This window comes from Caballeronia mineralivorans PML1(12) (assembly GCF_001028175.1).
GTDB lineage: Bacteria > Pseudomonadota > Gammaproteobacteria > Burkholderiales > Burkholderiaceae > Caballeronia > Caballeronia mineralivorans.
Genome location: NZ_AEJF01000243.1, coordinates 1 through 25,611, shown reverse-complemented (window position 1 = coordinate 25,611; position 25,611 = coordinate 1). Strand labels below are relative to the sequence as shown.

At 61.8% G+C, this 25,611-nt stretch carries 21 protein-coding genes and 1 tRNA gene; 9 read left to right on the top strand and 13 right to left on the bottom strand.

The window, feature by feature from the left end:
- A partial coding sequence (locus tag EOS_RS43865; RefSeq protein ID WP_160312574.1) for an NAD(P)/FAD-dependent oxidoreductase occupies window positions 1-965 on the top strand: 965 nt, incomplete at its 5' end.
- Window positions 962-2,152, top strand: a complete 1,191-nt coding sequence (locus tag EOS_RS43860; protein WP_053064209.1) for an NAD(P)/FAD-dependent oxidoreductase — start codon at window positions 962-964, stop codon at window positions 2,150-2,152. The genes EOS_RS43865 and EOS_RS43860, both read left to right, overlap by 4 nt.
- A gap of 97 nt (window positions 2,153-2,249) precedes the next feature.
- Here EOS_RS43860 and EOS_RS39795 read toward each other — a convergent pair whose 3' ends face one another.
- Window positions 2,250-3,380 carry a porin gene (locus EOS_RS39795; protein ID WP_047897731.1) on the bottom strand — a complete coding sequence of 377 codons (1,131 nt, stop codon included), beginning with the start codon at window positions 3,378-3,380 and terminating at the stop codon, window positions 2,250-2,252.
- A 426-nt stretch (window positions 3,381-3,806) separates the two neighbouring features.
- On the opposite strand from EOS_RS39795, the gene EOS_RS39790 reads away from it, so the two are divergent.
- The 3 genes from EOS_RS39790 to EOS_RS39780 are packed head-to-tail and all read left to right on the top strand — an operon-like array spanning window position 3,807 to window position 7,053.
- Window positions 3,807-4,748 (top strand): dihydrodipicolinate synthase family protein, encoded by a 942-nt coding sequence (locus EOS_RS39790; RefSeq protein ID WP_047897730.1) that lies wholly within the window; start codon window positions 3,807-3,809, stop codon window positions 4,746-4,748.
- Between the two features lie 7 nt (window positions 4,749-4,755).
- Entirely contained in the window at window positions 4,756-5,886 is a 1,131-nt protein-coding gene (locus EOS_RS39785; RefSeq protein WP_047897732.1) for an NADH:flavin oxidoreductase/NADH oxidase, read from the top strand.
- Between the two features lie 30 nt (window positions 5,887-5,916).
- The gene (locus tag EOS_RS39780) at window positions 5,917-7,053 is read left to right on the top strand and encodes an NAD(P)/FAD-dependent oxidoreductase (protein WP_047897729.1); all 1,137 of its coding nucleotides are present in this window, start codon (window positions 5,917-5,919) and stop codon (window positions 7,051-7,053) included.
- Between the two features lie 19 nt (window positions 7,054-7,072).
- On the opposite strand, the gene EOS_RS39775 is transcribed toward EOS_RS39780, so the two are convergent.
- The 8 genes from EOS_RS39775 to EOS_RS39740 form a co-directional block, all read right to left on the bottom strand.
- On the bottom strand, window positions 7,073-7,813 hold the full coding sequence (locus EOS_RS39775; protein ID WP_047897728.1) for an amino acid ABC transporter ATP-binding protein: 741 nt from the start codon (window positions 7,811-7,813) through the stop codon (window positions 7,073-7,075).
- Complete coding sequence (locus EOS_RS39770) at window positions 7,734-8,480, bottom strand: amino acid ABC transporter permease (RefSeq protein WP_047897727.1); 747 nt, start codon at window positions 8,478-8,480, stop codon at window positions 7,734-7,736. Before EOS_RS39770 ends, EOS_RS39775 begins: the two co-directional genes overlap by 80 nt.
- Window positions 8,480-9,154, bottom strand: coding sequence for an amino acid ABC transporter permease (locus EOS_RS39765; protein WP_047897726.1), 675 nt, complete (start codon window positions 9,152-9,154; stop codon window positions 8,480-8,482). Before EOS_RS39765 ends, EOS_RS39770 begins: the two co-directional genes overlap by 1 nt.
- A 93-nt stretch (window positions 9,155-9,247) precedes the next feature.
- Window positions 9,248-10,051 (bottom strand): transporter substrate-binding domain-containing protein, encoded by an 804-nt coding sequence (locus EOS_RS39760; RefSeq protein WP_047897725.1) that lies wholly within the window; start codon window positions 10,049-10,051, stop codon window positions 9,248-9,250.
- 183 nt (window positions 10,052-10,234) lie between these two features.
- Entirely contained in the window at window positions 10,235-11,002 is a 768-nt protein-coding gene (locus EOS_RS39755) for an SDR family NAD(P)-dependent oxidoreductase (RefSeq protein ID WP_047897724.1), read from the bottom strand.
- Window positions 11,003-11,065: 63 nt separating this feature from the next.
- Window positions 11,066-11,821 (bottom strand): SDR family NAD(P)-dependent oxidoreductase, encoded by a 756-nt coding sequence (locus EOS_RS39750; protein ID WP_047897723.1) that lies wholly within the window; start codon window positions 11,819-11,821, stop codon window positions 11,066-11,068.
- A 177-nt stretch (window positions 11,822-11,998) separates the two neighbouring features.
- Window positions 11,999-12,796 carry an IclR family transcriptional regulator domain-containing protein gene (locus EOS_RS39745; RefSeq protein WP_047897722.1) on the bottom strand — a complete coding sequence of 266 codons (798 nt, stop codon included), beginning with the start codon at window positions 12,794-12,796 and terminating at the stop codon, window positions 11,999-12,001.
- Between the two features lie 65 nt (window positions 12,797-12,861).
- Window positions 12,862-14,319: an NAD-dependent succinate-semialdehyde dehydrogenase gene (locus tag EOS_RS39740; RefSeq protein ID WP_047897721.1), complete on the bottom strand. Its 1,458-nt coding sequence runs from the start codon at window positions 14,317-14,319 to the stop codon at window positions 12,862-12,864.
- Between the two features lie 167 nt (window positions 14,320-14,486).
- Here EOS_RS39740 and EOS_RS39735 point away from each other — a divergent pair, with 167 nt between their 5' ends.
- A complete protein-coding gene (locus tag EOS_RS39735) occupies window positions 14,487-15,896 on the top strand; it encodes an aminotransferase (protein ID WP_047897720.1) in 1,410 nt (469 codons plus the stop codon).
- Between the two features lie 55 nt (window positions 15,897-15,951).
- Here the strand turns inward: EOS_RS39735 and gcvPB are convergent, their stop codons facing one another.
- Both gcvPB and gcvPA read right to left on the bottom strand, forming a co-directional pair.
- On the bottom strand, window positions 15,952-17,505 hold the full coding sequence (gene gcvPB / locus EOS_RS39730) for an aminomethyl-transferring glycine dehydrogenase subunit GcvPB (RefSeq protein ID WP_047897719.1): 1,554 nt from the start codon (window positions 17,503-17,505) through the stop codon (window positions 15,952-15,954).
- Entirely contained in the window at window positions 17,495-18,904 is a 1,410-nt protein-coding gene (gene gcvPA / locus EOS_RS39725) for an aminomethyl-transferring glycine dehydrogenase subunit GcvPA (protein WP_047897718.1), read from the bottom strand. Before gcvPA ends, gcvPB begins: the two co-directional genes overlap by 11 nt.
- 103 nt (window positions 18,905-19,007) lie before the next feature.
- Here gcvPA and EOS_RS39720 point away from each other — a divergent pair, with 103 nt between their 5' ends.
- Window positions 19,008-20,129 carry an ATP-NAD kinase family protein gene (locus tag EOS_RS39720; RefSeq protein WP_047897717.1) on the top strand — a complete coding sequence of 374 codons (1,122 nt, stop codon included), beginning with the start codon at window positions 19,008-19,010 and terminating at the stop codon, window positions 20,127-20,129.
- A gap of 21 nt (window positions 20,130-20,150) precedes the next feature.
- Window positions 20,151-21,083 (top strand): 3-hydroxyacyl-CoA dehydrogenase, encoded by a 933-nt coding sequence (locus tag EOS_RS39715; protein WP_047897716.1) that lies wholly within the window; start codon window positions 20,151-20,153, stop codon window positions 21,081-21,083.
- Window positions 21,084-21,489: 406 nt separating this feature from the next.
- Here the strand turns inward: EOS_RS39715 and EOS_RS39710 are convergent, their stop codons facing one another.
- Together EOS_RS39710 and EOS_RS39705 are read right to left on the bottom strand one after the other, a co-directional pair.
- Complete coding sequence (locus EOS_RS39710) at window positions 21,490-22,728, bottom strand: tyrosine-type recombinase/integrase (RefSeq protein WP_047897715.1); 1,239 nt, start codon at window positions 22,726-22,728, stop codon at window positions 21,490-21,492.
- Window positions 22,729-22,892: 164 nt separating this feature from the next.
- Window positions 22,893-22,979, bottom strand: a tRNA-Leu gene (locus EOS_RS39705).
- Between the two features lie 314 nt (window positions 22,980-23,293).
- On the opposite strand from EOS_RS39705, the gene rnr reads away from it, so the two are divergent.
- Window positions 23,294-25,611: ribonuclease R (rnr, locus tag EOS_RS39700; RefSeq protein ID WP_047897714.1), on the top strand; the 2,318-nt coding region annotated here is incomplete at its 3' end.

The window sequence follows — 25,611 nt, the reverse complement described above, 5'->3', positions numbered from 1 at the left end:
GGCGCCTGCCTGGCAAGCGCGTGCTGATCGCGGGCAACGGGCCGCTCAACCTGCAACTCGCGGCTGAGCTCCTGAGCGGCGGTGCGAGCGTCGCGGCTGTGGTTGAAGCGGCGCCGCGGCCTGGGCTAGCCACATTGGGCTCGCTCGTCACGATGAGTCTCGCGGCTCCCGGGCTCATTGCCGAGGGTATCGGCTATAGCCGGATGGTGAAGCGCAACGGCGTGCACATCATCAATGACACTGTGATCGAGGCCATAGAGAAAACCGGGAGCGGGCTGTCGGTCACTCTTGCACGTGTGTCGGGGGAGACGCTTGCGCCGCGTATTGATGTCGATATCGTCTGCCTCGGTTACGGCTTTGAGCCAGCCAACGAACTGCTGCGTGCGCTTGGGTGCACGCATGACTTCGATACCCATCGGCGGCAGCTTGTAACACGCCGCGATGACACGGGCCTGACCAGCGTCGCGGGCGTCTACGCGCTCGGTGATTGCACGGGACTTGGCGGAGCGAAGGCGGCGCTTGCGGAGGGCTCGATCGTCGGCGCGGCGGTTGCCGTGTCGCTGGGCCGTGCGCTCGCGGGTCTACTCACCGGCGAACGCGATCGCGCAGTTGCCGATCTGGCTAAACAGCGCCGCTTCCAGCAAGCGCTCTGGACTGTCTATGCAAGTCCGCTGAATGCTCCAAAGGAACGCTGCGGCAACACCGTGATCTGCCGATGCGAGGAAGTCACCTTCGGCGAGCTGGACGCAGCGCTCGACGAGGGCCTGAGCACGGCCGGCGCGATCAAGCGGCGCACGCGTATCGGCATGGGACGCTGCCAGGGGCGTTACTGCGCGAGCGTTCTCGACGAGATCGTCTGCGAACGCTTCGGCCGTTCGCGCGATGAGATGTCCGGATTTGCGCCCCGTGTTCCAGTCAAGCCGGTATCGATTGCGGAACTGGCCGGCCACGGCAACGATTCATGAACGATCCCACGATGGGCGCTTTGCCGCGCCGGCAAACCGATGTCGCGGTCATTGGTGCGGGCATTGTCGGATTGTGCCTGGCGGGTTTTCTCGCGCAGCAGGGGCGGGACGTCATGCTGCTCGATGCCGGCGGCTCTGCCGCGTCGACAGCGAATGCCGGCAGCCTTCATGTGCAGATGCAGAGTCGTTTCATGCGGCTCTTTCCCGAGCGCGTGGCCAGTTTTGAACAGCAGTTACCGCTTTATCCGAAAGCGGTCGAGTACTGGCGGGAATTCGAGCGAGCCATTAACGCGGATTTCGAAATGAAGGTATCGGGTGGCCTGATGGTCGCCGAGACGCCGGAACAGTTCGATTTCCTCGTGGCCAAAAGCCGTCGTGAACGCGAGCTGGGCCTCGAAGTCGAACTCCTCGAGCGCGCCGACCTGGAGCGCATTGCGCCGTACCTTGGCCCCGCTGCGTTTGGCGCCGAGTTGTGCGCCAACGAAGGCAAGCTGAATCCGCTCAAGTGCAACACCCAGATCAGGGCGTGGGTGTCACGCATGGGCGTGACTATCGTCGATCAATGCAAGGTCGACCAACTGCGTCCTGCCGGCTCGGGCTTCACGCTGACCACGCCGCTCGGCGCGCTCGATGCGGGACAAGTCGCCGTTGCGGCCGGCCCCGGCGCACGCGCGCTGATGGATAGCGCAGGGACCTTCCTGCCGGTGGATCCCGAGCCGCTGCACATGAATATTACCGAGGCGGCGCCGCCGCTGATTCTGCATCTCGTGCAGCACGCTGAGCGGTCCATCACACTCAAGCAGTTATCGACGGGGCAGGTCGTGATTGGCGGCGGATGGCCGGCGATGCTCGCGGCTGGCGCCGATTATCCCGTTGTCGATCCCTCCAGCGTGCTCGGCAATGTATCGCTGGCGCAGTTCATGGTGCCGGCGCTCGGGTCGCTGCAGATCATCCGGACGTGGGCCGGCGTGAATTCGAAAGTCGATGGCCGGGGCGTGCTGGGCGAGATGCCTGGATTGCCCGGATTGCATGCCGCCATTCCCGGCGATGCCGGCTATACGCTCGGGCCACTGACCGCGCGACTGGTAGCAGACCTGATGACCGGCCGCGACCCGGGCGTGGACATGCGAGCCTATTCGCCGATGCGTTTTCAGGCGGAAGAGCTTCGGCTTCTGACCGCGCAATAAGCGCTCGTCAATGCCTGAACCCAGGCCTCGCCTGAACGTCGACCCGGCAAGCAATCCGCCGCGCCGCACGACCCGAAAGTCGTGCGGCGCTTCTTTATCAGAAGCGGTGACGCAGGCCAATACGCACGCTGGTCTGCGTGCTGGTGGTTGACGGTGTGAACAGGTAGCCCTGAACAGCGTCCACACCCGACGACGCTCGCAGGTAAGAGCTTTGCAGGTAGACGTCGGTGCGCTTAGAGAACGCGTAGTCGAAGCCGAGGCTGGCTTCGTTGTAGTGATGGCCTTCGAAGGTCGAGTAGAAATAGCCCGCTGCCGCATTGAATGAAGGGGTGACCTGCCACGACGCGCCCGTATCGTAGGTGCGCAGCGCCGATGTGCGGCCAAACCCCTTGAACCAGACGTCCGAGTACGCGACACCGTACGTGACGTTCGACATCACGTAGCTTGCGCCAAGCGTGAGCACGCTCTGGCTGTCGATCTGCAGGGGCGTGCTCGCAAACAGGTCGGTGACTTGCCCGGTGACGGGGTTGCGTGTAGCCGTGGTCTGGCCCAGAAAACTGGAGACACCCATGGAGGCGTAAGGATCGATCGCGTTCGAACCGTACGGGTTGTTCATGCGCAGATACACGGCGCCGGCCGAGAACGCGCCGTGGTTGTACTGCCCGCCCGCGGACCATGCGCTTTGCTGATGAAGGCTGCCCGCAACGTTGCCGAACGAATACATTGCGCCTCCCTGAAGCCCGTGGAAATCCGCACTCTTGATCTTGACCACGTTATCCAGGCGCTCCCAGCCCATCCGGTCCAGATCGCCCTGATGCGTGGCATAGCCGCTGGCCCAGGCGCTCATCGCATAGTTGGCGGTGTAGTCGTAGATCAAGTCGTACTGGCGGCCGATAGTGATGGCCGCGTACTCGTTCTGCAAACCGACCCATGCCTGCCGGCCGAATTCGCGTCCCCCCTGACGGAGCTGGCCGTTCAGTGCATCGAACCCGTTTTCAAGGGTGAAGATCGCCTTGAGCCCGCCGCCAAGATCCTCCGTTCCCTTCAGGCCCCACCGGTCGCCCGAAGCAATCGAGTCGTCCATCTTGATGTTATGCGCACCGCCTTCATTGCTCACGAACGTGGGACCCACGTCGATCACGCCATACAGCGTGACGCTGCTCTGCGCGTGAGCCAAACCCGTTGCTGCAACGCCCACAAGCGCTGCGATCCGCCTGATAGTTCTCATGCCACTCAACTCCCCTGAATTGATGCTGCTGAAAATTTGCAGTACGAAGCAGTTTCTTCGCGGCTGTTGCGAAGATTTGCCTGAATCGTGCTGCCTGCCCACGTGGTTTGCACGTCCCGCGGTCGCCACGGTGCGCTACATCGGAACATTTTTTGACGTACACGCTTTGTGACAAAACGTGCGCCATGCTAACATTCAGGCGCCATGTGAACAAAATTGAATGTTGTAATTTTGTGAAATTTTTGAGAAATTGCTGTAAACCAACTGGACATGCAGGTCAATTTTTACCGATATAGGGCAGGAATAGGGCTTGAGGCGGTCCAGGACGCGATTGAAGGCAGGCTGGAGACAAAAACAAACTTTGACCTCATGCGCAAAAATTGTGCGCATTGCGCTCAAGCGTTCAATGATTTAACGGAGAGATACGTGAGTAAAGTTTTTCGTGGCAGCTATGGTGTGACCGTGACGCCCTTTACCGCCGACGGCGAGTCGATCGATGAAGGCGCACTCAGGCGTTTCCTTGACTGGCAAATAGAAGCGGGCTCTCCCGGTGTGATCATCCTGGGTACAACCGGCGAGTTCCTGACCATCAACGACGAGGAGCGCACTCAATATGTAGAGGCGACGGTCAAGCATGTGGCCGGGCGGATGGATGTGCTGGTCGGCACCATGAACGCGTCGACATCGAACGCGGTGCGTTATACCCGCGAGGCAGAAGCGCTGGGCGTAGACGGTTTCATGATCGCGCCGCCGTATTACTACACCCCGACTGACGACGAGATCTTCGAGTATTACCGGGCGATCTCCGAGGCTACGTCGCTGCCGATCATGCTTTACAACAACCCCGTGACGACCAACGTCGACATGTCGGCGAAACTGGTGGCGCGCCTGACGCGGGCACTCGACAACGTCCGCTATATCAAGGAAGCGAGCATGGACGTCGGCCGGGTCTATGACGTGATCGAAGCGACCGCGGGTGTGATGAACGTGTTTGCCGGCGAGCGGCCCGTGGAGAGTTTCCTGCTCGGCGCGGTCGGCTATGTGAATCCGTACGCGAACTACATCCCGGAGGCTTCCACGCGGCTGTGGAACGCCTTGGTCGAGGGAGAACTGGAGGAGGCCAAGACCATCCAGAAGATGATTGCCAGTTTCGACCGCATCATCGCGGAGGGTCATCCGACCTACGGACACCAATGCTATTCGAAGGCGCTGGCGGCGTCGCAGGGTTATCCGGTCGGCGACGTCCGGCCACCGCTGACCAAGTTCGCCGCGCTGGGCAGCGAGGGCATAGAACGGCGTGCGAAGATTGTCTCGATCATCGGCGACCTCAATGCGTATGTTGCGCGTTGCGCGGCGCAAAAGGGCTGAGCCGGCGATGCGCGAGATCCGCTTGTTCACGCCGTTCAGTTCGCGAGGCATTACCTTTGCCAACCGCATTGTCGTTTCGCCGATGTGCCAGTACCGCGCCGTCGAAGGCGCCGTGAATGCGTGGCATCTCGCGCATCACGCGCGTTTTGCGCTCGGCGGCGTGGGCGGCGCGGTGATCGAAGCCACCGCGGTGGAGCGGGACGGCCGCATCAGCGAGGGCTGTCTCGGGCTTTGGGATGACAGCCAGATAGACGGCTTCCGGCAACTGGCCGAGCTTTATCACGGACAGGGCATTTCGGTCGGCGTGCAGATCGGGCATGCCGGGCGCAAGGGTAGTTCCGCCAGTCCGTGGGACGGCGCGGGACCTCTCGTGAGCGCATCTGCGCCGCGCGGCTGGCCAACGGTCGCGCCTTCGGCGATTGCCCATGCCGAAGGCTGGCCGATTCCCGCCGCGCTCGACGAGGCAGGGATCGCGCGCATTGTCGGGTCGTTCGCGGCGAGTGCCCGGCGCGCGGTTAGCGCGGGTCTCGACTTTATCGAAGTGCACGGTGCGCATGGCTATCTGTTGCATGAGTTTTTATCGCCGATATCGAATGGCAGGACCGACCGGTACGGCGGCACTTTAGAGAACCGCGCGCGCTTCGCGCTCGACGCCGCGCAAGCGGTCAGGCGAGCGGTGCCTGACGCGATGCCAGTGTGGTATCGAGCGTCCTGCGTGGACGAAAGCGCGGGGGGCGTGACGCTTGACGAGACCATCGAACTGGCACGGAGGCTGAAGGACATTGGCATCGACCTGGTCGACTGTTCGTCGGGTGGTATCCGTGGCCCGGTTGCGAGGTCCACGCGCCCGGAAGCGCCCGGGCATCAGGTGCCCTACGCAGGGCGGATTCGTCGTGAAGCGGGCATCCCGACCATGGCGGTGGGGCTGATCACGGAGCCTGGCCAGGCGGACACGATTGTCAGCGAAGGCTCCGCTGATCTCGTGGCCATCGCGCGGGAACTGCTGGCCGATCCGAACTTCGTGTATCGTGCGGCGCGCTCGCTGGGTCACCCGGCGCCGCACGCGTTGTTGCCCGAGAACTTCGGTTTTTTTCTCGCGCGGCGTAATATGCAAGCTCCGAACACCTCCTCCACGTAGCACCGTTTCAACATCCCACTTGCTGACCCGATGAACGATGTGATTGTGATCGGCGGCGGTCTCGCCGGCTGCGCGACAGCCTATTATCTCGCCCGCGATGGCGTGGCCGTGACCGTGCTCGAGCGCAGCGAGCTCAACACGCAGGCATCCGGCTCGAACGCGGGCAGTCTGCACGCGCAGATCCCGCATGATCCTTTTGTCAATCGCGGGCCGCAGTGGGCCCGGACGTTCGCACCGACCATCGGCTTGCTGCGTCATTCCATCGATGTATGGCGCGATTTGCCCGCGACGCTCGACGCCGATCTCGAAGTGTCCCTGAGGGGCGGTTTGCTGGTCGCGACCGACGCGTCGCAGATGGCGTCGATCGCCGCCAAGGCGGAGGTGGAGTGCTCGCAAGGTCTGGAGGTCCGGTTGCTCGGTCGCGCAGACGTAAGGACGCTGGCACCCTATCTCTCGGACACAATCGTGGGCGGTGCATTTTGCCCGGACGAAGGCAAGGCGAGTCCGCTTGCTGCGACGCTTGCGTACGCGCGAGCGGCCCGTGCGCTGGGCGCCAGATTCGTTCGCCATGCCGAAGTGACCCGAATCGCGCCCACACACGACGGCTTCGAGGTATCGGCCGGGACGGAGCTTTTTCGGGCCGGGCGCGTGGTCAATGCGGCTGGCGCCGATGCGGGCAAGATCGCGGCGTTGCTGGGCATTTCAATCGACGTGCAGGGCTTTGCGATCCAGGTTGCCGTGACGGAGCGCGTCGGGCCGTTGATTCCACACCTGGTTTATTCCGCCGGCGACAAACTCACGCTTAAGCAAAACCAGGCGGGCTCGATCCTGATCGGCGGTGGATGGCCTGCGCGCTGGCACAGCCGCGGTTATCCCACCACGGATCCCGATTCCCTCGAACGCAACATGGCCGTGGCATTGGCCGTGGTGCCGGCGCTCGGCGCGCTGCGCGTGATCCGAACCTGGGCCGCCGTGGTGAACGGCACGGACGACTGGAAGCCGATCCTGGGCGAAGTGCCGGGCACGCCCGGCTTCTTCATCAATTTTTTCCCGTGGATGGGCTTCACCGCCGGCCCTGCGGTGGCGCAGATCGTGGCGAGCCTGGTGCAGGGCAAGCCGGCACCGTTCGATGTTGACCTCTCGCCGTTCCTGCTGGCGAGCGCTTGAGCGCTTTGCTAGCTTTTACTTAGTGGTGCCGCAGTATCTTGCCGACGAAGTCCCGCGTGCGGGCTTCGCTGGCATTGCCGAAGATCTTGTCCGGCGTACCGATCTCGACTACCTGCCCCTTGTCCATCATCACCACGCGCGTGGAGACTTCGCGTACGAACGACATTTCGTGTGACACGAGCAGCATGGTGATGCCTTCGCCTGCCAGCGTGCGCACCGTGTCGAGCACTTCGTTCACGAGTTCAGGATCGAGCGCGGCCGTGATTTCATCGAGCAGAAGGAGTTCTGGCTTGAGCGCGAGCGCGCGTGCAATGGCAACACGCTGTTGCTGTCCTCCCGACAGTTCGTCGGGATAGCTCGCGTGTTTTTCCGCGAGGCCCACACGCCGCAACAACTCCTTCGCTTCTGCTTCGACCTGCTCGCGCGGCCGCTTCTTGATCTTGAGGGGCGAGATGGTGACGTTGCGCAGCACGTCCATGTTCTGGAACAGGTTGTACTGCTGGAACACGATCGCCATCTTGTCGCGCGCGGCCCGCACGCTTTTACGCGATGAATAATCAAGCTGTTCGTCGTCGAGCACGACCCGCCCGGCCGTGGGCGGCATCAGTCCGACCAGCGTGCGCAGCAGGGTGCTCTTGCCCGAGCCCGACGGCCCGATCAGGCTGATGACTTCGCCGCGTTCAACCGAGAGTGTGATGTCGCGGAGAACCTGTTGCTGAGCGTACGCGCTTGAGAGTTTTTCGACTGCGAGGTGAGGCAAGGCGATTCTCCAGATAGGCACCCAGACGGCTTAGCGGGTAGGACAAAATAAAATAGGCGGCGAGGACGGCGCCATACACGAGAAAGGGCGAGAAGCCCCGGTTCATCAGGACCTTGCCTGTGAACGTCAGCTCGACCACACCCATTTGCGACGCCAGCGACGTGTCCTTGATGAACATCACCATGAACGCGAACGCGGGCGGCAGGATCACTTTCCACGACTGCGGCAGCAGCACCAGGAACAGCGTGCGCAGGAAGCCGAAGTTCATGACCTCGGCCGCTTCTACCTGCTGGCGCGGCACGGATTCAAGCCCGGCGCGAATGACCTCCGAGAGAAACGCGGTCGCCACGATGCAGATGGATACCGTCGCAATCGTGAAAAGCGAGATGTCCGAGCCGAAGCCCTGCAGCGCGAACATGACAATGAACAGGTTCACGAGAAAGGGAATGCGCCGGAACACTTCGACCAGCACCGTCAGCACGAAACGCAACGGCGCAAGCACACGCGCCTTGGTGCCGCGGATCACGGCAATGATAGCCCCGAGCACAATGCCGACGCCGCAACCGAGCGCGGTCATCGCAAGCGTGCGGCCCATGGCCCCGAGCAGGAACTCGAACGTGAAACGCGTGAAGAACGTGGGAATTTGCGCAATGATCTGGTCGAGCATCAGAAGATCCTCGCTTTGACGCGAAAGGCATAGCGGCCGGTCAGCGCAAGTGCGATCGACGCGACGAAGGTCAGCGCTACATACATGGCAGCCACGACCGAGAAGGTTTCAATGGTGCGCATGTTCGCGCTGGAGATGTTGATCGCGCGGCCCGTGAGTTCCTCGACGCCGAAGATCGAACCAATCGAGCTGCCGAGCACGAGCCAGACAAAGAAGTTGCAGAGCGGCGCATAAATGGTCTTGGCGACGTGCGGCAGGATCACATAACGCACCATCTGCAGCCGCGACATGCCGAGCGTTTCGGCAGTTTCCAGTTCCGAGATCCGCACGGAAATGATCCCCGAACGAAGGATATCCGTGAGATAGGCACCCGAGTTCAGGGTGAGGCCGATCAGCACGGCGGTCATCGGAGAGAGGGTGATGCCGGCGTCGGGCAACGCGTAGAACAGGAAGAAGATCTGCACGAGCGCGGGCGTATTGGTCAGCACAACCACATACAGGCCGACCAGGCGGCGTACCAGCGCGCCGCCATGCAGTTTGCCGAGCGCGCCGGCGAGTCCGATCGCGCTGCCGAGCCAGAACGAGACGAAGGCGATCTCGAGCGTCAGCACCGCGCCGGTTGCGAGATAGGGCAACTGGCGCAGTACGTCGGCGTATTGAAGGGTGTAAGTCATGGCAATCCGGATCAAACGACGACATGCCCGGCGGGGCACGCGCTGTCATGCACGATATGGCCGCGCGCTGCAACCGGCGCGCGCGGCCACGGCTCAGAAATACGGGTTGGGTACGATCGGTTTTTGCATCGGCGTACCGTACGCCTTTTGCCATGAGTCGTTGACGAAACCTGACGAGTGCAGGTCATACAACACCACGTTCAGATAGTCTCTCAGCGTCGAATTGCCCTTCGATACCCCAATGCTGTCGTAATTCACGAAGATCGGGTCGTTCAGCGTCCGCCACTTGATGTTCGGGTAATTCTTGGTGAAGTTCTGGAAGAAGTCGATGTTCTCGACAATCGCATCGCCACGTCCTTGCGCGACCGCGCGCACCGTGTCCGCAATGGACTCGACCAGCAGCATCTTGGCCTTCGGCAGCTTGTCCTTCACGTAGTCGACCGACCAGTTGCCGCGCATGTCCACCAGCGTGACCGACGGCGAATTCAGCTCAGTCCATTTCGTGGCCTTGATCTTGTCGGTGGTCAGCACGGACATTGACTCCGTATGCAGCGGCACGGTGAAGTCGATCAGCTGCGCGCGCTCGGCGGACCGGGTCAGTGCACCGAGTGAGATGTCGATGCGGTCGGACACGAGGAACGGGACGCGCTGCGCGGATTCGGTCGGCACGAACTCAGCCTTGATGTTGAGCGTGCTGGCAATCTTGTTGCCAATATCGATATCGAAACCCGCGAGCTGGTTGGTCGCGTTGTACGAGCTCATCGGCGGAAAATTCGGATTCACGCCGATGCGAATCGTCCCGCTCTTGATGACCTGATCGAGTGTACGGGCTTCGGATACCTGGGCGGTCATTGTCGAGACAACCGCCGCCAGCACGAGAAATACTGCTCTAAACATTGCGAACTCTCCAGAAAGGGCAAGGGAAAATCTGGGCGGCGGATGCCGGGTTGACCGGTTAGGTGAATCGGCTGACTCAGCTAAGACTCAGGCAACGCGCGAAAAAATTGTCGCCGCATCAAAATACGCTGTCAAAGAAAATGTGCGCAAGGCGCACTTATGTTCTCATTATTCCGGGTTCATTCAGCGCACGTAGCTCGCACCGTTGACGTCGAGCGTGGCGCCGCTCAGGTGACGCGCGGTGCCGCTGGCCAGGAACGCGACCAGGTTGCCGATGTCCTCGGGCGGAACCCATTCGCCCATCGCGAGGGTGGCCGTGATCTTGTCCTCGCCGCCTTGAGTGGCTGCGAACGCTTCTGACATTTGCGTACGGACCACGCCCGGTGCGACCACATAAGCGAGCAGACCGTCCCGCGCATGTGCTCGCGCGACGGTCTGGGTCATCGAGCGCACAGCCGCCTTCGACGCGGCATACGCGATGGTGTCGGGGTTGGTTACGCCGCGCTGCGCCGCCCAGCTTGAGATGGTCACGAGCACGCCGCCTTCCTGGGCGAGGAAATGCTTGACCGCCCGGCGGATCAGGCGCGCGGGGGCCAGCACATTGACCGCGAGCGTTTCTTCCCAGACCGCGTCCCAGGTGGCGTCGTCGGCTTCGAAACCACCGTGCCACAGCATGATCGCGGCGTTGTTGACGTACACGTCGATCCGTCCACGCCAGGCTTGCGCGTCATCCCACATTGCTTCGGTCGCGGCAAGATCGTGCAGGTCGGCCTGCACGAAATGTTTGCGCGACGCAGGCACGCTGGCGAGTGCCTGTTCAGCCCCCGCGCGATCATGGCCGTAGTGCGCCACGACGTGCGCACCGGCCGCGCCGAGCGCCGTTGCGATTGCCGCGCCGATTCCTTTCGACGCCCCCGTGACGAGCACGGTCTTCTTTTCCAGACTGAACATCGGTGATGACCTGAAGCGAGAGAAAGGCCGGCGTGTCGCGTGCCGGGGATTACTTGCCGGGGACTACTGCAGGCCGGCGTCGACGGGCAGCAGCACGCCCGTGATGCCGCTCGCCATATCCGATGCCAGGAACATCGCGGCGTGCGCGACTTCGGCCGCAGTGGCGAGGCGTCCCAATGAATTGGCGTGCGCGAGTTCCTGCAGTGCGGTGTCAGCGTCTGTGCCGCCCGTGCGGGCGCGATGATGGATGCGATCGAGCAGCGCGTTCGTGGCGATCGGGCCAGGAGCAAGCGCATTGACGCGCACGCCCAGCGGACCGAGATCGCGTGCCGCTGCACGCACGATGCCCAGTACCGCGTGCTTCGACGCGGTGTAGAGCATCTGGCGGCCGTGTGCCGCGAACGAATTGATCGATGCCATCACGACAATCGATCCTTTCGTGACGCTCAAAACCTTGGCGGTCCTGGAAATCGTGATCGCCACGCCGCGTGCGTTGACGGCCATGACGCGGTCCCATTCATCGAAGTCGATGCTGTCTGTCGTGCGCCAGCCCGGTACGAGTCCCGCATTCGCGATCACGACGTCAAGACGGCCGAATTGCTCGAGCGTTGCCGTCACGCACGCTGCCACGCTCGCCTCGGAACTCACATCGCAATCGAGCGCCGTCATGCCGGGCGGCGGGGCAAGCCGCGTGGATGACGCCAAATCCGCAACCACACCTACCGCACCCTGTTCAGCAAACATCGCTGCGATGGCGTGACCGAGGCCGCGTCCACCTCCCGTGACTAATACGACCTTACCTTTCACTGACGACTGCATGAACGATGGCTCCGGTAGTGGTGTCTTGCGATGTCGAATCGATATTAGCGCACAAAAGTTCGCCATGTAAACATCGTGTCATTAAAAACTGGCAGGAAAGGGAGGCTAATGGATGAAAAAAGGGCGAAAAAAAACGGCACGCAAGGCGTGCCGTTTCATGAGGCGGGGATGGGGCAATCAGGCCTGCAGCGCCCGTGTAATGTCCTTCGATGCTTCCAGCATGGCCGAAAGAATCCGAGTGCTGATGTCTTGCGGTGTGACCCGTTCGGCCGGGCAACATACGTTGAGCGCGGCTACGACCTTGCCGTCGCGGTCGCGAATGGGCACGGAAATGGAGCGCAGGCTGATCTCCAGTTCCTGGTCGACGATCGACCAGCCGCGCAAGCGAGTTTCCTCCACCAGTTCTCGCAGCTTGACCTTCGACGTCACCGTGTTCGGCGTGAATTTCTGCAGCTTCGCGCCTTCCAGATACTGTTGAAACTCGGCATCCGGCAAGGCGGCGAGCAACACCCGTCCCGTCGATACACAATGAGCCGGGGTCCGGCTGCCAATGGAAATCCCCACATTCACAATGCGATTCGATGCAGCCCGCGCGACATAGATCACCGAATCGCCGTCCAGCACGGCGGCAAAGCACGACTCCTGGACGTTGGCCGAGAGCGCGTTCATGATCGGCTGGGCAATATCCCAGATGTTCATGGACGACAGAGCCGAAAAGCCGATTTCAAGGATCTTCGGTTTCAGGTTGAAGTACTTGCCATCGGTCTCGGCATAACCTTCACGCACGAGCGTGAGCAAGAAGCGCCGGACCGTTGCGCGTGTCATGCCGCTCGCTTCGGCCACTTCGCTTAGCGTGCGGCGCGGCATATGCCGGTTGAATACCTTGATGACTTCCAGTCCGCGAGCGAACGAGCCGACGTAATCGCGGTCGCGTACTTCATCGTCGTCATCCAGAGCCGTCTCGTATGCGGCCATATGCTTCCCCTTCAAATAAGCGCAGCGGGCGCATGGCGCACAAATTGTGCAGTGTTCAAATCTTATCAGCAGATTTCCGCAATGCACACATATTTGAGTTCGGTAAATTCCTCGATGCCGTGCATGGATCCCTCGCGCCCCACGCCGGATGCCTTCACCCCGCCAAACGGCGCGCCCTCAAAGGATGTCGCGCCCGTATTTACGCCCACGATGCCGCATTCCAGCGCCTCGCTGACTCGCCAGACGCGCGCATTGTCGCGGGTGAAAAAGTAGGCGGCGAGGCCAAATTCCGTGTCGTTCGCGGCAGCCACGGCTTCTTCTTCGGTGTGGAAGCGGAAAACTGGCGCGACGGGGCCGAACGTTTCCTCGATCGCGACTTTCATCGACTGAGTGACGCCTGTCAGCACGGTCGGCTCGAAAAATGACCGGCCCAGTGCGTGGCGCTTGCCACCCGCCACGACTTTTGCTCCCTGCGCGAGCGCATCGGCGACGTGCTCCTCGACCTTCGCCACCGCCTGCTCGTCGATCAGCGGGCCTTGCGCGACGCCTAGCTCGAAGCCGTCACCGACCGTCAGCGCGTTGACCGCGCGGGTGAGCGCCTCGACGTAGCGGTCATGAATGCCCGCCTGGACGTAGATTCGATTCGCGCACACACAGGTCTGACCCATGTTGCGGAACTTGGACGCGATGGTTCCGGCGACGGCGACGTCGACATCGGCGTCGTCGAATACGATCAGCGGTGCATTGCCGCCCAGTTCCATCGCGACTTTCTTGATCGTGCCGGATGCCTTCTGCATCAGTGATCGGCCGACTTCTGTCGAGCCGGTAAAGGTCAGTTTGCGCACGAGGGGGTGTGTCGCGAGTTCGTCGCCGATCTCCGATGCCGCTCCCGTCAGCACGCTGAATACACCGGCGGGCAGGCCAGCGCGCTGCGCGAGTTCGGCCAGCGCGAGTGCGGAAAAGGGCGTTGCGCTGGCTGGCTTGAGCACCATTGTGCAGCCGGCGGCAAGCGCGGGCGCGGCTTTGCGCGGGATCATGGCCATCGGGAAATTCCATGGCGTGATTGCGGCGCACACGCCGATCGGCTGGCGAAGCACCAGCATGCGCCGGCCAGCTGACGGCGCCTGGAGCACTTCGCCGTGCAGGCGTTTGGCGTCTTCCGCATACCACTCGAAAAACGCTGCGCCGTACAGAATTTCTCCGCGGGCCTCGGCCAGCGGCTTGCCTTGCTCCGCAGTCAGGATGCTGGCGAGATCGTCGGCGTTGGCGACGATCAAATCGAACCAGCGTTTGATGATTTGCGAACGTTCAGCCGCAGGGCGCGCACTCCATTTTTGCAAAACGCTGTGTGCTTTTTCGATAGCGGCAGCGGTCATCGAACGCGTTGCCTTGGGCACCTTGCCTATCGATGCGCCGGTTGCCGGATTCACCACATCGATAAAACCCGCATCCGTATCGGCTATCCACTCGCCATTGAGAAACAGCGCTTGTTTGAGCAGGGTCGGATCCTTAAGTGTCAGCATCGTTGAAATTTCCTCAGTTGGGCGTTTGATCAATTTCGATTCGTTGATTTATGTTCTCATATCGCCCAAAATGACGCAATGCGCACAAATATAAACAGGTTATTGTCATCGACATAGCGCGCTTCACTTCTTGCCCGCTTTTTTCTGTTCCAACTTGGAGAATGTTCATGAGTTTTCCCGTGACGGGCCCCGTGCCCGATCTCAACGATCTGGACCGGCAGTTCTTTTTTCATCCGTTTACGGCGCTGAGCGATCACGAACGCGACGGACCGCTCGTGATGGTGGGGGGCGAGGGCGTGTGGCTGGAAGACACCCGCGGGAAGCGCTACATCGATTCGATGGCGGGGCTGTGGTGCGTGAACGTGGGATATGGGCGCCGCGAGATTGCGGACGCAATGCACGCCCAGGCCATGAAGCTGGCCTACTACCACACGTTCGCGTCGATGTCGACGGATGCGCCGATCCTGCTTGCGCAGAAGTTGATCGGGATGTCGCCGGTGCCGATGTCAAAAGTGTTCTTCGGCAACTCCGGATCGGACGCGAACGACACCCAGGTGAAGCTCGTCTGGTATTACAACAACGCGCGCGGCTTCCCGCTCAAGAAGAAGATCATTGCTCGCAGGCGGGGATATCACGGCGTGACCGTGGTCACCGCGGGCATGACTGGTTTGCCGGGCCTGCATAACGGCTTCGACCTGCCGTTGTCGTTCATCAAGCACACCACGGCGCCCCACCGCCTGTGGGAAGCCGAACCGGGGCAGAGCGACGCGGAGTTCGTCGCGAAACTCGCGAACGACCTGGAGCAACTCATTCTCGCCGAAGGTCCGGAGACGGTCGGGGCCATGATCATGGAGCCGGTGATGGGCGCCGGCGGCGTCATCGTGCCACCCGAGGGCTATTACCCCGCCATCCAGAAGATCCTCGATAAATACGACGTCCTGTTGATCGCCGACGAGGTGATCTGCGGTTTCGGCCGGCTTGGCACGATGTTCGGCACCGAGGCCATGGGGATGAAGCCGGACCTGATCACGGTTGCAAAGGGGGTGACCTCGGCGTACGTGCCGTTATCAGCGAGTCTGGTGTCCGAGAGGGTGTGGCGCGCGATTGTGTCGGGCAGCGACAAGCTGGGGGTGTTCGGACATGGCTTCACCTACAGCGGCCACCCGATCGCCGCTGCCGCAGCGCTCGCCAACCTGAAGATTATCGAAGACGACAATCTTGTGGCGCAGGCCGGCGCGCGCGGCGAAGTCATGCACCGGTACCTGCGTGCGGCTTTCGCCGATCATCCGGCCGTGGGCGACGTGCGCGGCTTTGGGTTGATCGGCGCAGTCGAGTTCGTGGCCGAACGCAATCCGGCCAAGCGCTTCGATCCGGCGTTGAAGGTGGGCTTGCGGGTAGCGAAGGCAGCGCTGGCGAATGGCCTGATCACGCGCGGTTTGCCGGACGGCGACTCCATCGCGTTCTCGCCGCCGTTCGTCATATCGGAAGACGAGATCGCCGAGATGGTGAAGCGTGCGCGGCTCGCGGTCGATCAGGTTTTCGGGGAATTGAAGGCGGAAGGGCACTGGAAGGGTTGAAGCATGAACGGCCTGCCACGCCAGGCGACGGACCGTTCGCTTTTTATCATCGTATCTATGCTGGTGCGCGCTTCTTCACATGCGCGCGCCACGTCATCGCCCAGCGTGACGGATCCTCGAGCGGTGCTCCATCAATACGGCCTGCCGGATGGTTATGCGGCGCGGTTCTAACGATCTCCGGCGTGGTGTATGCCTCATGGCAAATCTGCGCGAGCACGGCAATCCAGGTATCGATGTCCTCCTTCGACCACATTTCGCCCGCCTCCGGCGTAAAGGGTTGCGGCACGATCCACGGTTCGTGTGCGAGCCAGAATGCATCGACGCCGAAATCCACCATCCGGTTCTGCACGTCGAATACCGTCACGCCCGTGTCTTTTTCGAGCGTCTCAAGGCTGAAACGCGTCATCTCCATGCGCCATGCGCCGATGTGCGGATGCGAGCACGTCACGCCACGAATCTTCGTGAGTTCCTGGGTCATGTAGTTGTTCGCGAGCACCGACAAATCTGCCGCCGCCGCGATGCCTTGCGCGCCCATCGCCCGCACCCAGGCATAGGCTTTGATGACCGTTTGCACATTGCCGAAAAACTCGCGCACCCGGCCGATGCTGCCGTCCGCGCCAGGCTCAAGCTGATACGCGCCGTCGCGTTTGACGACGAGCGGTCCCGGCAGATAAGGTGCAAGTGCCGCACTGCATCCATACGCGCCGACGGCGGGGCCGCCACCGCCCTTCGGGCCTCCAAAGGTTTTGTGCAGCATGAACATGCAGGCGTCGAAGCCGAGTTCGCGCGCGCGAATCCGGCTCATCACGCCATTGAAGTTGGCGTGATCGTAGAAACACAATCCGCCTGCTTCGTGCACGATCCGCACCCACTCCTTGATGTGCGGGTTGTAGATACCCATGTCATCGGGATTGTTGACCATCAACGCAGCCGTGCGCTCCGACACGACCGACTTCAACGCCTCCACTGACGGATAGCCGTTTTCCTCCAACGCCAGCGTGATCACCTTGAAACCGGCCGTGGCTGCAGTCGCGGGATTGCACGGATGAGACTGGATAGTCGTGATGATTTCGTCGCGCGTCTCAAGCTCGCCGCGCACCGCATGGTAGGCGCGTGTAATGCACGCGTGCGTGTAGGCCGCGTCCGCGCCGCCGGCCGCCTGGAAGACGAAGCGGTCCATGCCGGACAGTTCGCGCAGCGCGAGGTCCAGCGCGTGAATGATTTGCAGCGTGCCCTGCAGCGTTTCGGGATGCTGTCGCGGATGCAGTTCGGCAACTTCGTCGCGCGCAGCGATGGCTTCGTTCAGGCGTGCGTTGTATTTCATCGTGCACGTGCCGAACAGCGAAATGCCCATCATGCCCAGCGTCTGTTGCGACAGATGAAGATAGTGGCGCAGCACGTCGGGTTCCGACATTGCCGGCAGCGCCGGGCGCGTCGAGCGGCGCATCGATGCGGGGATCAGCCGCTGCGGGTCGCCGACAAGCCCGGTAACCACCGCGTCAATGTCGGGAAATACCACGCCGCGCCGGCCCTCACGCGACATCTCCATCACGATAGGCTCGTCCCAGACAGCGGCGTGATAACGGCGCAGTGCTGGCTTAGTGGTCATGATTCAGGATCTCGCTGAGGGTGTCGATGAGGCGGTCGATGTCGCGCCGCTCGTGGAGTTCGGTGACGCAGTAAAGCGCGCTCTGGCCCAGTGCCGGAAGGTCCGCGGAAAGGTCATGGCCGCCGAAGATGCCGCGCTCGCGCAGTGCGTGATTAATCGATGCCACGCTGCGTCCGGTCTTGGAAAAGTCGACCACGAATTCCTTGAAGAAGCTGCCGGACAGCGGCACGGTGACGCCCGGGAGGCTCGCTAGCCGTTGCGCCGCATAGTGGGCCTGGGCAGTGATGAGCCTGCCGACATCGTCGAAACCCTGCGGACCCATCAGCGATAAATACACCGCGTTGGCGATCGCCCATAGGTAGACCGAGTTACCCGTCCAGTCCTTGCCGTTTTCACGCGATCCGTACGACGACTGTTCCGCCAGCGACAGCCCGAAGCCGATCTCGCCGGGGCGGCTCGTCCCGGTCAGGCTCACGAGCAAGGTGGGATATTCACGCGCGTAGCGCTCTTCGTCGCGCGTCGCGATAAACCCGCCCAAGCCGCCGCCGCCAAACATGTGGACACCTAGCGGCTGCGTCGTACCGACCACAATATCGGCGCCATAAGACGGCGGCGGGGCGAGCACGCCGAGGGAGATCGGGTCCACCCCGACGATCATCTCCGCGCCCGCCGCATGCGCGAGTTCAGCCAGGCGCTGTGCATCCTCTTCGATGATCCCCAGGTAGTTCGGCATTTCGATATAGACCGCGGCGGTATCGCTGCTGATTTTCGCGGCGGCGTCGGCCAGGTCGATGCGCCCGGTCGCGGGATCGAAACGCATCGGCACGATTGAAAGGTGCTGCGCCATTTCGGGCGGCTCGCAGTAGTTGCGGATCACCAGCAGCCGTTCGGGGTCGATCGCTTCCGGCACGAGCACCGTACGCCGTCCGTTCAAGCGCGAGGCCATGCGCAGCGCGTGCCCGGCCGCGCAGCCCCAGGTGTAGACGGGCAAGCCCACCAGATCGCAATCGACAAGTTCACCCAACTGGCTGCAGAACTCGAACCACGCCTGATAGCGTCCCTGGTCCGATGACGGCGTGCCCCAGACCGACGTCAGGAACTCGCTGCGGCGGACGATTTCGTCGCAGACAGCCGGCACATGATGGCGCCAGCAGCCACCTCCCAGGAAACTGAGGTCGCTTTCGCAGTGGCGGTTCTGGCTGAGCGTATCGATCAGATGACGCCGCAGCGCCGGTTCCGAAGCGAGTGCAGGCGGTAGGTCGAGCGGCGCTTGGGTGCGGTGATCGGCGGGGATCTGTTCGAACAATTCCGCGATGGTTTTAGCGCCGATCGCGTCCAGCATCTCCTGCTGGATCGCGCTCACGGTATTCGCCATGAAGGGATGCGGCTGGTTTCGCATGCATTACTCCGGTAATTGGCGCCTGGATTGCTGTTGCGCACAATTGTTTGTATGGCGCACAATATAGCCACATAAATTTTTTGCCGCAAGGCCCGACGCGCACATGGCGATCTGTATTGGAATAGTGATCAATCCGTTCGCCGGCATTGGCGGCGCGGTCGGGCTAAAAGGCAGCGACGGTGCCGGGACGGTCGAGGCGGCGCGCGCGCTACATGCGTCGTTTGATGCCGGCACGCGGGCGTTGCCTGCGCTGCTGGCGCTCCGGGCGCTCGACGCATCGCGTTTGCGGGTTGTCACTGCAGCCGCAGAGATGGGCAAGGACGCATGTCGCCTCGCCGGGTTGAATGCGCAAGTCGTCGCGTGGCCACGGGGCGCGCCGAGTTCATCGGCGGATACGCGCGTGGCATGCCGGGCGTTTGTCGATGCGGGAGCGGACCTGATCCTGTTCGCCGGCGGCGACGGCACGGCGCGCGATGTGGCAGCGATTGCCGGCCCTGACATCCCAGTGATCGGCGTGCCGTGCGGCGTGAAAATGTACTCGGGAGTGTTCGCGCTGAGTGCTGCGCGCGCCGGGGAACTGGCAGCACACTGCGCACGCGGCCCCTTCGATACGCAGCGGGTCGAGTTGCTCGATATCGACGAAGCGATGCTGCGTGCTGACCGCGCTTCATCGCGGTTGCATGGCTACGCACTGGCGCCGGTTGACCGCGTGCGCATGCAGGCCAGCAAGGCGCATAGGCCCGTCAACGACCGTGCCGACATCGATGCCGCATGCCGGCAACTGGCCTCTGAATTCGAGCGCGACAGGCTCTATATTGTCGGTCCCGGCACCACGATGGCGACACTCTGCGAACAAGCGGGCGTGCAGGGCACCTTGCTTGGCGTCGATGCGATCGTGAACGGCAGCATCGTCGCCGCGGATGCGTCCGAAGCCACGCTGCTGAGTCTGCTGGACGGATGGGCGTCGGCGGCGATCGTGGTCGGCGTGATCGGACGCCAGGGATGTCTGTTCGGACGCGGTAACCAGCCGATCAGCGCACGCGTGCTTGCGCGCGTGCCGCGGCAGCGCATTGAAGCCGTCGCGAGCGTTCAGAAGTTGTTGTCTTTAGTCGATGGCCGCCTGTTCGTGGATACCGGCGACGCACACATGGATCGCGCGCTTGCAGGGCCGCTGCGGATTCGCACCGGCGCGAACCGGAGCATGGTCATGCGCGTGACGTACTGAAAAATCAGACACGGAGGAAAGATGAGGACGGTAGCAATAGTCGGCGGGGGAAGTATTGGCGTGGCGTTTTGCATTGTGTTCGCGCGTTCGGGTTTCAATGTGCGTCTGTACGACCCGGCCGATGAACGGCGGCGTGCAGTAGAGCCGGAAGTGCGGGCGCGCCTGGATGACCTCGCTGAATTCGACCTGCTGAATGATTCGGCGGAGTCGGTGCTGGCCCGCATTGTCGTGCTCGACAACCTCGCCGATGCCGTCCGTGACGCCGTGCTTGTGCAGGAATGTGCGCCTGAACGTGTGGACCTCAAGCGCGAGCTGTTCATGCAAATCGATGAACACGCGCCCGCCGACGCGGTGCTGGCGAGCTCATCGTCCGCTTTGACGGTTTCCTCTTTTGCGGATGCGTTGCCCGGCCGCGCACGGTGCCTCGTTGCGCACCCTGGTAATCCGCCGTATCTGATTTCCGTGATCGAGATCGTGGCCGCGCCGTTCACCTCCGACGAAGTCATAGCTCGCGCGAATGCGCTTTACGAAGAGGCGGGGATGAGTGCGGTGCACGTGTCGGGCGAGATAGAAGGCTTTATCTTTAACCGGCTGCAAGGCGCCATTTTGCGGGAGGCGTATTGCCTTGTGCGTGACGGCGTGGCGTCCGTGGCCGATATCGACCGCGTGGTGCGCGATGGTGTGGGCCTGCGCTGGTCGGTGACCGGGCCGTTCGAGACAGTCGATCTCAACACGCGTGGCGGGATTGAATCTCATGCGCGAAAGATGGGCCCTGCTTACGAACGAATGGGCGCTTCAAGGGGTCAGCACGATCCGTGGACACCCGAACTTGTGGCGCGTGTAGCCGGTGAGCGGCGCGCCGAATTGCCGCTCGATGATTGGGACGCACGCGTGCAATGGCGTGATCGACGGCTAATGGCTTTGATCCGCAATCGCAGGCGAATGGACATTTGACCACCGCCAAGGCAACACGGATAGCCGTGCAGGCGCGCAAGTCGATGCGAGTACCACGGGTTCGAGCCGCAGGTTCTAGTCGAGCACGAGCGTTCCGATTTTCTCCATAGCAGCCGTTCGACAGCAGGCAGAGCCGCGGTCCTGCGAATGACCGCAATGGCCGAGCACCCGCCGGCGAGCTTTTCCGCGCAAACGGTCGCTTTACCTTGAGAAGCAGCCGTCTAGGCTGAGCAGGTTCGAGCGGCGGCAGTGGGGTCGCGGAGTGCCATTCCCTCCGCTCGGGAGCGGTCGTCCAAATGCGCCTGTGTCTTTTGAAGGTGGACCTTTGTATTGGCTCAATTGGCCTAGGCCGACTCTCCCGGCCGCGCGGCACTCATTTCGCTGTTGGCGGGTCGTGTATGCAGGTCTAGCTACGCAGGCGCCTGTTGACCTGCTTCTCGAATTTGGGGATTTGCGCTGGCGTGATGCCAACTTTCAACGCATCCAGGTAGTTGGCATACCACTGCATCATGGCAGTACGGTGGGGCAGATACAGCGCCTGATTGTAATCACCCGCGACACCTTCTTCGACATGCGATAGCTGTGCCTCGACGTGGTCCTTCGTCCATCCGTGTTCACGAAGCAGGGTGCTAGCGGTATGCCGCGTGCCATGTCCGACCAGTCGACCCTTGTAACCAATCTTGGAGAAAACGAGATTGATGGTGTTTTCGCTCAGGATCGGATGCTTGGTGCCAATCCCGGGGAACAGATATTGGCCACGTCCCGTTAATTGATGCAGTTCACGCAAGGCAGCCAGCAATTGTGTGGGAAGCGGAACGACGTGGGCTTTGCGCATCTTCATCTTGACGGCAGGAACGGTCCACAACGCCTTGTCGAAATCGATCTCGACCCACTCGGCGTGACGCACCATGCCCGGCCGGCTCGCCGTCCAAAGTGTCATCCACGCTGCGACTCGAGCAGTAAGACGGCTTGTTGAACGGTCCAAGGCCTTCAGAAATTCGGGCAGCTCAGGTTCAAGCAGGTGAGGGTGGTGTTTGACCGCCGGCCCCGCTGCCGCAATGGCGCGAAGCTCCGACGCAGGATTGTTTTCGCATAATCCCCGCGCGATGGCCTGACTGAAGATTTGTTTGAGCCAGCCCCGAGTCTTTTTTGCGACGTTGTGCGCATCGCGTTTTTCGATGCGTTCCTGCAGTCTGGCGCAGTCCGCATGCGTGATGTGCTGCAGCGGCTTGTCACCTAGCTCAGGAAGAATGTCCTTGTCCAAATAGGTGCGAATCTTGGCGAGCGTTGCGGCAGCACGCCCCGTCTCAGCCTTATGTTTGTACCAGTATTCGGCGGCTGCCTTGAACGTGTTGATTTGGACCAGTGCGTCGCGATGTTTCTCGTCTCGCCGCTTTTTGCGGGGATCGATGCCATTTGCGACTAGGGCTCGGCATTCTGCCGCCCGCTCCCGAGCTCGCTGTAGCGAAACCGCGGGATAAGTACCGAGCGAGATGCGCGGTTGCTTCCCGCCCATTCTGTAACGGAAGTGCCAATACCTGTGATCGTCCGGGGTGATCCACAGGGTCAGGCCACCGCCATCGGGCACCCCGTAGGCCTTGGGGCGAGCCCTGGCTGCTTGGGCTTGTCGCGCGGTGAGGAGCATGATGAGTACATTTTCCTAACTCGAACTTTCAATGTACTCAAAAATGTACTCATTTGCAATCGGATCACCGGGGAACGTATCGGACGTTAAAAGACAAAAAACCCCGCAAGCTTAAGGCTTTGCGGGGCTTTCCGGACTTCTTTGGATCTACTGAGACTACTGTTTGGTGCCCAAGAGAGGACTCGAACCTCCACGGTGTTGCCACCGCTAGGACCTGAACCTAGTGCGTCTACCAATTCCGCCACCTGGGCAGGGTGCGTGTGCAGCAAAGAACGTAATTATAGCGGGGTGTAACGCACTGTCAAGCATTTTGAGGCCGAAACTGAAACATGGCGCCGAGCCATTACCCATATGGCTTTTGCGCCGATGTGGCCCGGTTGGCGGGTGTTAGAATGATTCGCAAACTATTCGTGAACGAACCGGAACAACGTTAAGTGCAACGTCCCGGCAACGCGCCGATCCAGCCCTTCGCGGGCCAGAAAGTAAAGCCGGGATGGGATCCCGAGATGCGATCCCCCATTAACCGCGACATTCAGTTAGACGAGAAGAGATCATCGATAAGCCCTTGAACAAATATCCGTATCCGATTCCGAGCCGCGAAGAAATTCTCGGTGTGTTGCGCACGAGCGAAGCACCACTCGCTGCGAACGACATCGCCGAAGCTCTGTCGATCAAGCGCCAGGAGCGCGAAGGATTTTTCAAGCGATTGGGAGCCATGGAACGTGACGGCCAGGTCCGTCTCGACAAACGCGGCTATTACCAACTCACGCATCCCTCGAACTTCGTTGCGGGCCGTGTTCAAGGCCATCGCGATGGCTTTGGCTTCCTGATTCGCGACGACGGCCAGGACGACCTGTTCCTGCCCAACGGCGAAATGCAGAAGGTCATGCACAACGACCGCGTGCTCGCGCGGATCGTCGGTTATGACCGTCGCGGACGACCGGAAGGTCACATAGTCGAAGTCACGGACCGCGCGAATAAACGCATCATCGGCCGGCTGATCAGCGAGAACGGCGCGCTGATCCTCGTGCCCGAAGACAAGCGCATCGGCCACGACATCCTGATCACGCAGAATCCAAAGAAAGCGAAAGTGGGGCAGGTAGTATCGGTGGATCTCACCGACTTCCCGAGCCGCCATTCGCAGCCGCTCGGACGCGTGGCGGAAGTGATCGGGGACATTGACGATCCTGGTATGGAAATCGAGATTGCGGTGCGCAAATACGGCGTGCCGCACGAGTTCAGCGACCGCGCGCTCGAGCAGGCCTCGAAGCTGCCGGACGAAGTGCGTCCGGCGGATATCCGGCATCGCGTGGATCTGCGTGATGTGCCACTGGTCACCATCGACGGCGAAGATGCCCGCGACTTCGACGATGCCGTGTATTGCGAACCCATGAACGTCGGCCGTGGCACGGGCTTCCGTTTATTGGTCGCGATTGCCGACGTCTCGCATTACGTGCGACCGAACGAGCCTCTGGATGTCGATGCGCTCGACCGCAGCACGTCGGTGTACTTTCCGCGCCGCGTGATTCCAATGTTGCCCGAGAAGCTGTCGAACGGGCTGTGCTCGCTGAATCCGCACGTGGACCGGTGTGTGCTCGTGTGCGACATGGTGGTCACCGCGCGTGGCGAGATCAAGGCGTACCAGTTTTATCCGGGCGTGATGCATTCGGCCGCGCGGCTGACCTACACGGAAGTTGCTGCCGTCCTTACCAATACGAAGGGACCTGAAGCCGCGAAGCGCGCCGATTTGCTGCCGCAATTGCAGAATCTGTACGGTGTCTATAAGTCGCTGCATGCGGCGCGTCAGAAGCGCGGCGCGATCGATTTCGATACGACCGAGACGTACATCGTCTGCAATGCGCAGGGCAAGATCGAGCAGATCGTGCCGCGGCATCGTAACGACGCGCATCGGCTGATTGAAGAAAGCATGCTGGCCGCGAACGTGTGTGCCGCCGACTTTTTGAAGCGCAACAAGCATCCGGGGCTGTATCGCGTGCATGCCGGGCCGACGCCCGAAAAGCTCGAAAACCTGCGCGCGTTCCTGCGTGGCGTGGGTTTGTCGCTGGGTGGCGGCGAGAAGCCGCACGCAAGCGATTACGCCGCGCTCATGGCAATGGTTCGCGATCGGCCCGACGCGCAGATGTTGCAGAGCATGGTGCTGCGCTCCATGCAGCAAGCCGTCTACAGTCCGGAGAACATCGGTCACTTCGGGCTTGCCTACGAAGCGTACGCACACTTCACGAGCCCGATCCGCCGATACCCCGACCTGCTCACGCATCGCGCGATCTACGCCATCCTGCAGGGCAAGAAGTATCAGCCTGAAGTCGGTCATGACATTACGCTGAGTACGGGCCTGACGAAGGCCGCGCGCGCGATGCAGAAATCCGACGACGAGTCGCGTAGCCGTCAGCGCAATAACGTCGCGATCTGGGAAGAACTCGGGCTGCATTGTTCGTCGAATGAACGCCGTGCCGACGAAGCCTCGCGCGACGTGGAAGCCTGGCTCAAGTGCTATTTCATGCGCGACAAGCTCGGCGAGGAATACGGCGGCATGGTGAACGGCGTGACAACGTTCGGCATCTTCGTCCAACTGGATTCGCTGTTCATTGAAGGGCTGGTGCATATCACCGAGCTCGGCGCGGACTACTTCCAGTACGACGAGATCAAGAACGAACTGCGCGGCGAACGCACGGGCATTCGTTACCGGATGTCGGACCGCGTGCGCGTGCAGGTCAGCCGCGTCGATCTGGATTCCCGCAAAATCGATTTCCGGCTCGTCCGCGATACCCCCGTCAAGCCGCCAGGACGGACCTCGGCGCCTGCCGTCGAGCACTCCGCGCTCAATGGCGCCAGTGCGGGCGCGGGGCCGCGTGTGCGGCCGTT

Bases quoted from the DNA above. Each gene is read 5' to 3' on its own strand.
- EOS_RS43860 (WP_053064209.1), top strand. From the start codon at position 962: ATGAACGATCCCACGATGGGCGCTTTGCCGCGCCGGCAAACCGATGTC.
- EOS_RS39795 (WP_047897731.1), bottom strand. From the start codon at position 3,380: ATGAGAACTATCAGGCGGATCGCAGCGCTTGTGGGCGTTGCAGCAACG.
- EOS_RS39785 (WP_047897732.1), top strand. From the start codon at position 4,756: ATGCGCGAGATCCGCTTGTTCACGCCGTTCAGTTCGCGAGGCATTACC.
- EOS_RS39780 (WP_047897729.1), top strand. From the start codon at position 5,917: ATGAACGATGTGATTGTGATCGGCGGCGGTCTCGCCGGCTGCGCGACA.
- EOS_RS39770 (WP_047897727.1), bottom strand. From the start codon at position 8,480: ATGCTCGACCAGATCATTGCGCAAATTCCCACGTTCTTCACGCGTTTC.
- EOS_RS39765 (WP_047897726.1), bottom strand. From the start codon at position 9,154: ATGACTTACACCCTTCAATACGCCGACGTACTGCGCCAGTTGCCCTAT.
- EOS_RS39760 (WP_047897725.1), bottom strand. From the start codon at position 10,051: ATGTTTAGAGCAGTATTTCTCGTGCTGGCGGCGGTTGTCTCGACAATG.
- EOS_RS39755 (WP_047897724.1), bottom strand. From the start codon at position 11,002: ATGTTCAGTCTGGAAAAGAAGACCGTGCTCGTCACGGGGGCGTCGAAA.
- EOS_RS39750 (WP_047897723.1), bottom strand. From the start codon at position 11,821: ATGCAGTCGTCAGTGAAAGGTAAGGTCGTATTAGTCACGGGAGGTGGA.
- EOS_RS39745 (WP_047897722.1), bottom strand. From the start codon at position 12,796: ATGGCCGCATACGAGACGGCTCTGGATGACGACGATGAAGTACGCGAC.
- EOS_RS39740 (WP_047897721.1), bottom strand. From the start codon at position 14,319: ATGCTGACACTTAAGGATCCGACCCTGCTCAAACAAGCGCTGTTTCTC.
- EOS_RS39735 (WP_047897720.1), top strand. From the start codon at position 14,487: ATGAGTTTTCCCGTGACGGGCCCCGTGCCCGATCTCAACGATCTGGAC.
- gcvPB (WP_047897719.1), bottom strand. From the start codon at position 17,505: ATGACCACTAAGCCAGCACTGCGCCGTTATCACGCCGCTGTCTGGGAC.
- gcvPA (WP_047897718.1), bottom strand. From the start codon at position 18,904: ATGCGAAACCAGCCGCATCCCTTCATGGCGAATACCGTGAGCGCGATC.
- EOS_RS39720 (WP_047897717.1), top strand. From the start codon at position 19,008: ATGGCGATCTGTATTGGAATAGTGATCAATCCGTTCGCCGGCATTGGC.
- EOS_RS39715 (WP_047897716.1), top strand. From the start codon at position 20,151: ATGAGGACGGTAGCAATAGTCGGCGGGGGAAGTATTGGCGTGGCGTTT.
- EOS_RS39710 (WP_047897715.1), bottom strand. From the start codon at position 22,728: ATGCTCCTCACCGCGCGACAAGCCCAAGCAGCCAGGGCTCGCCCCAAG.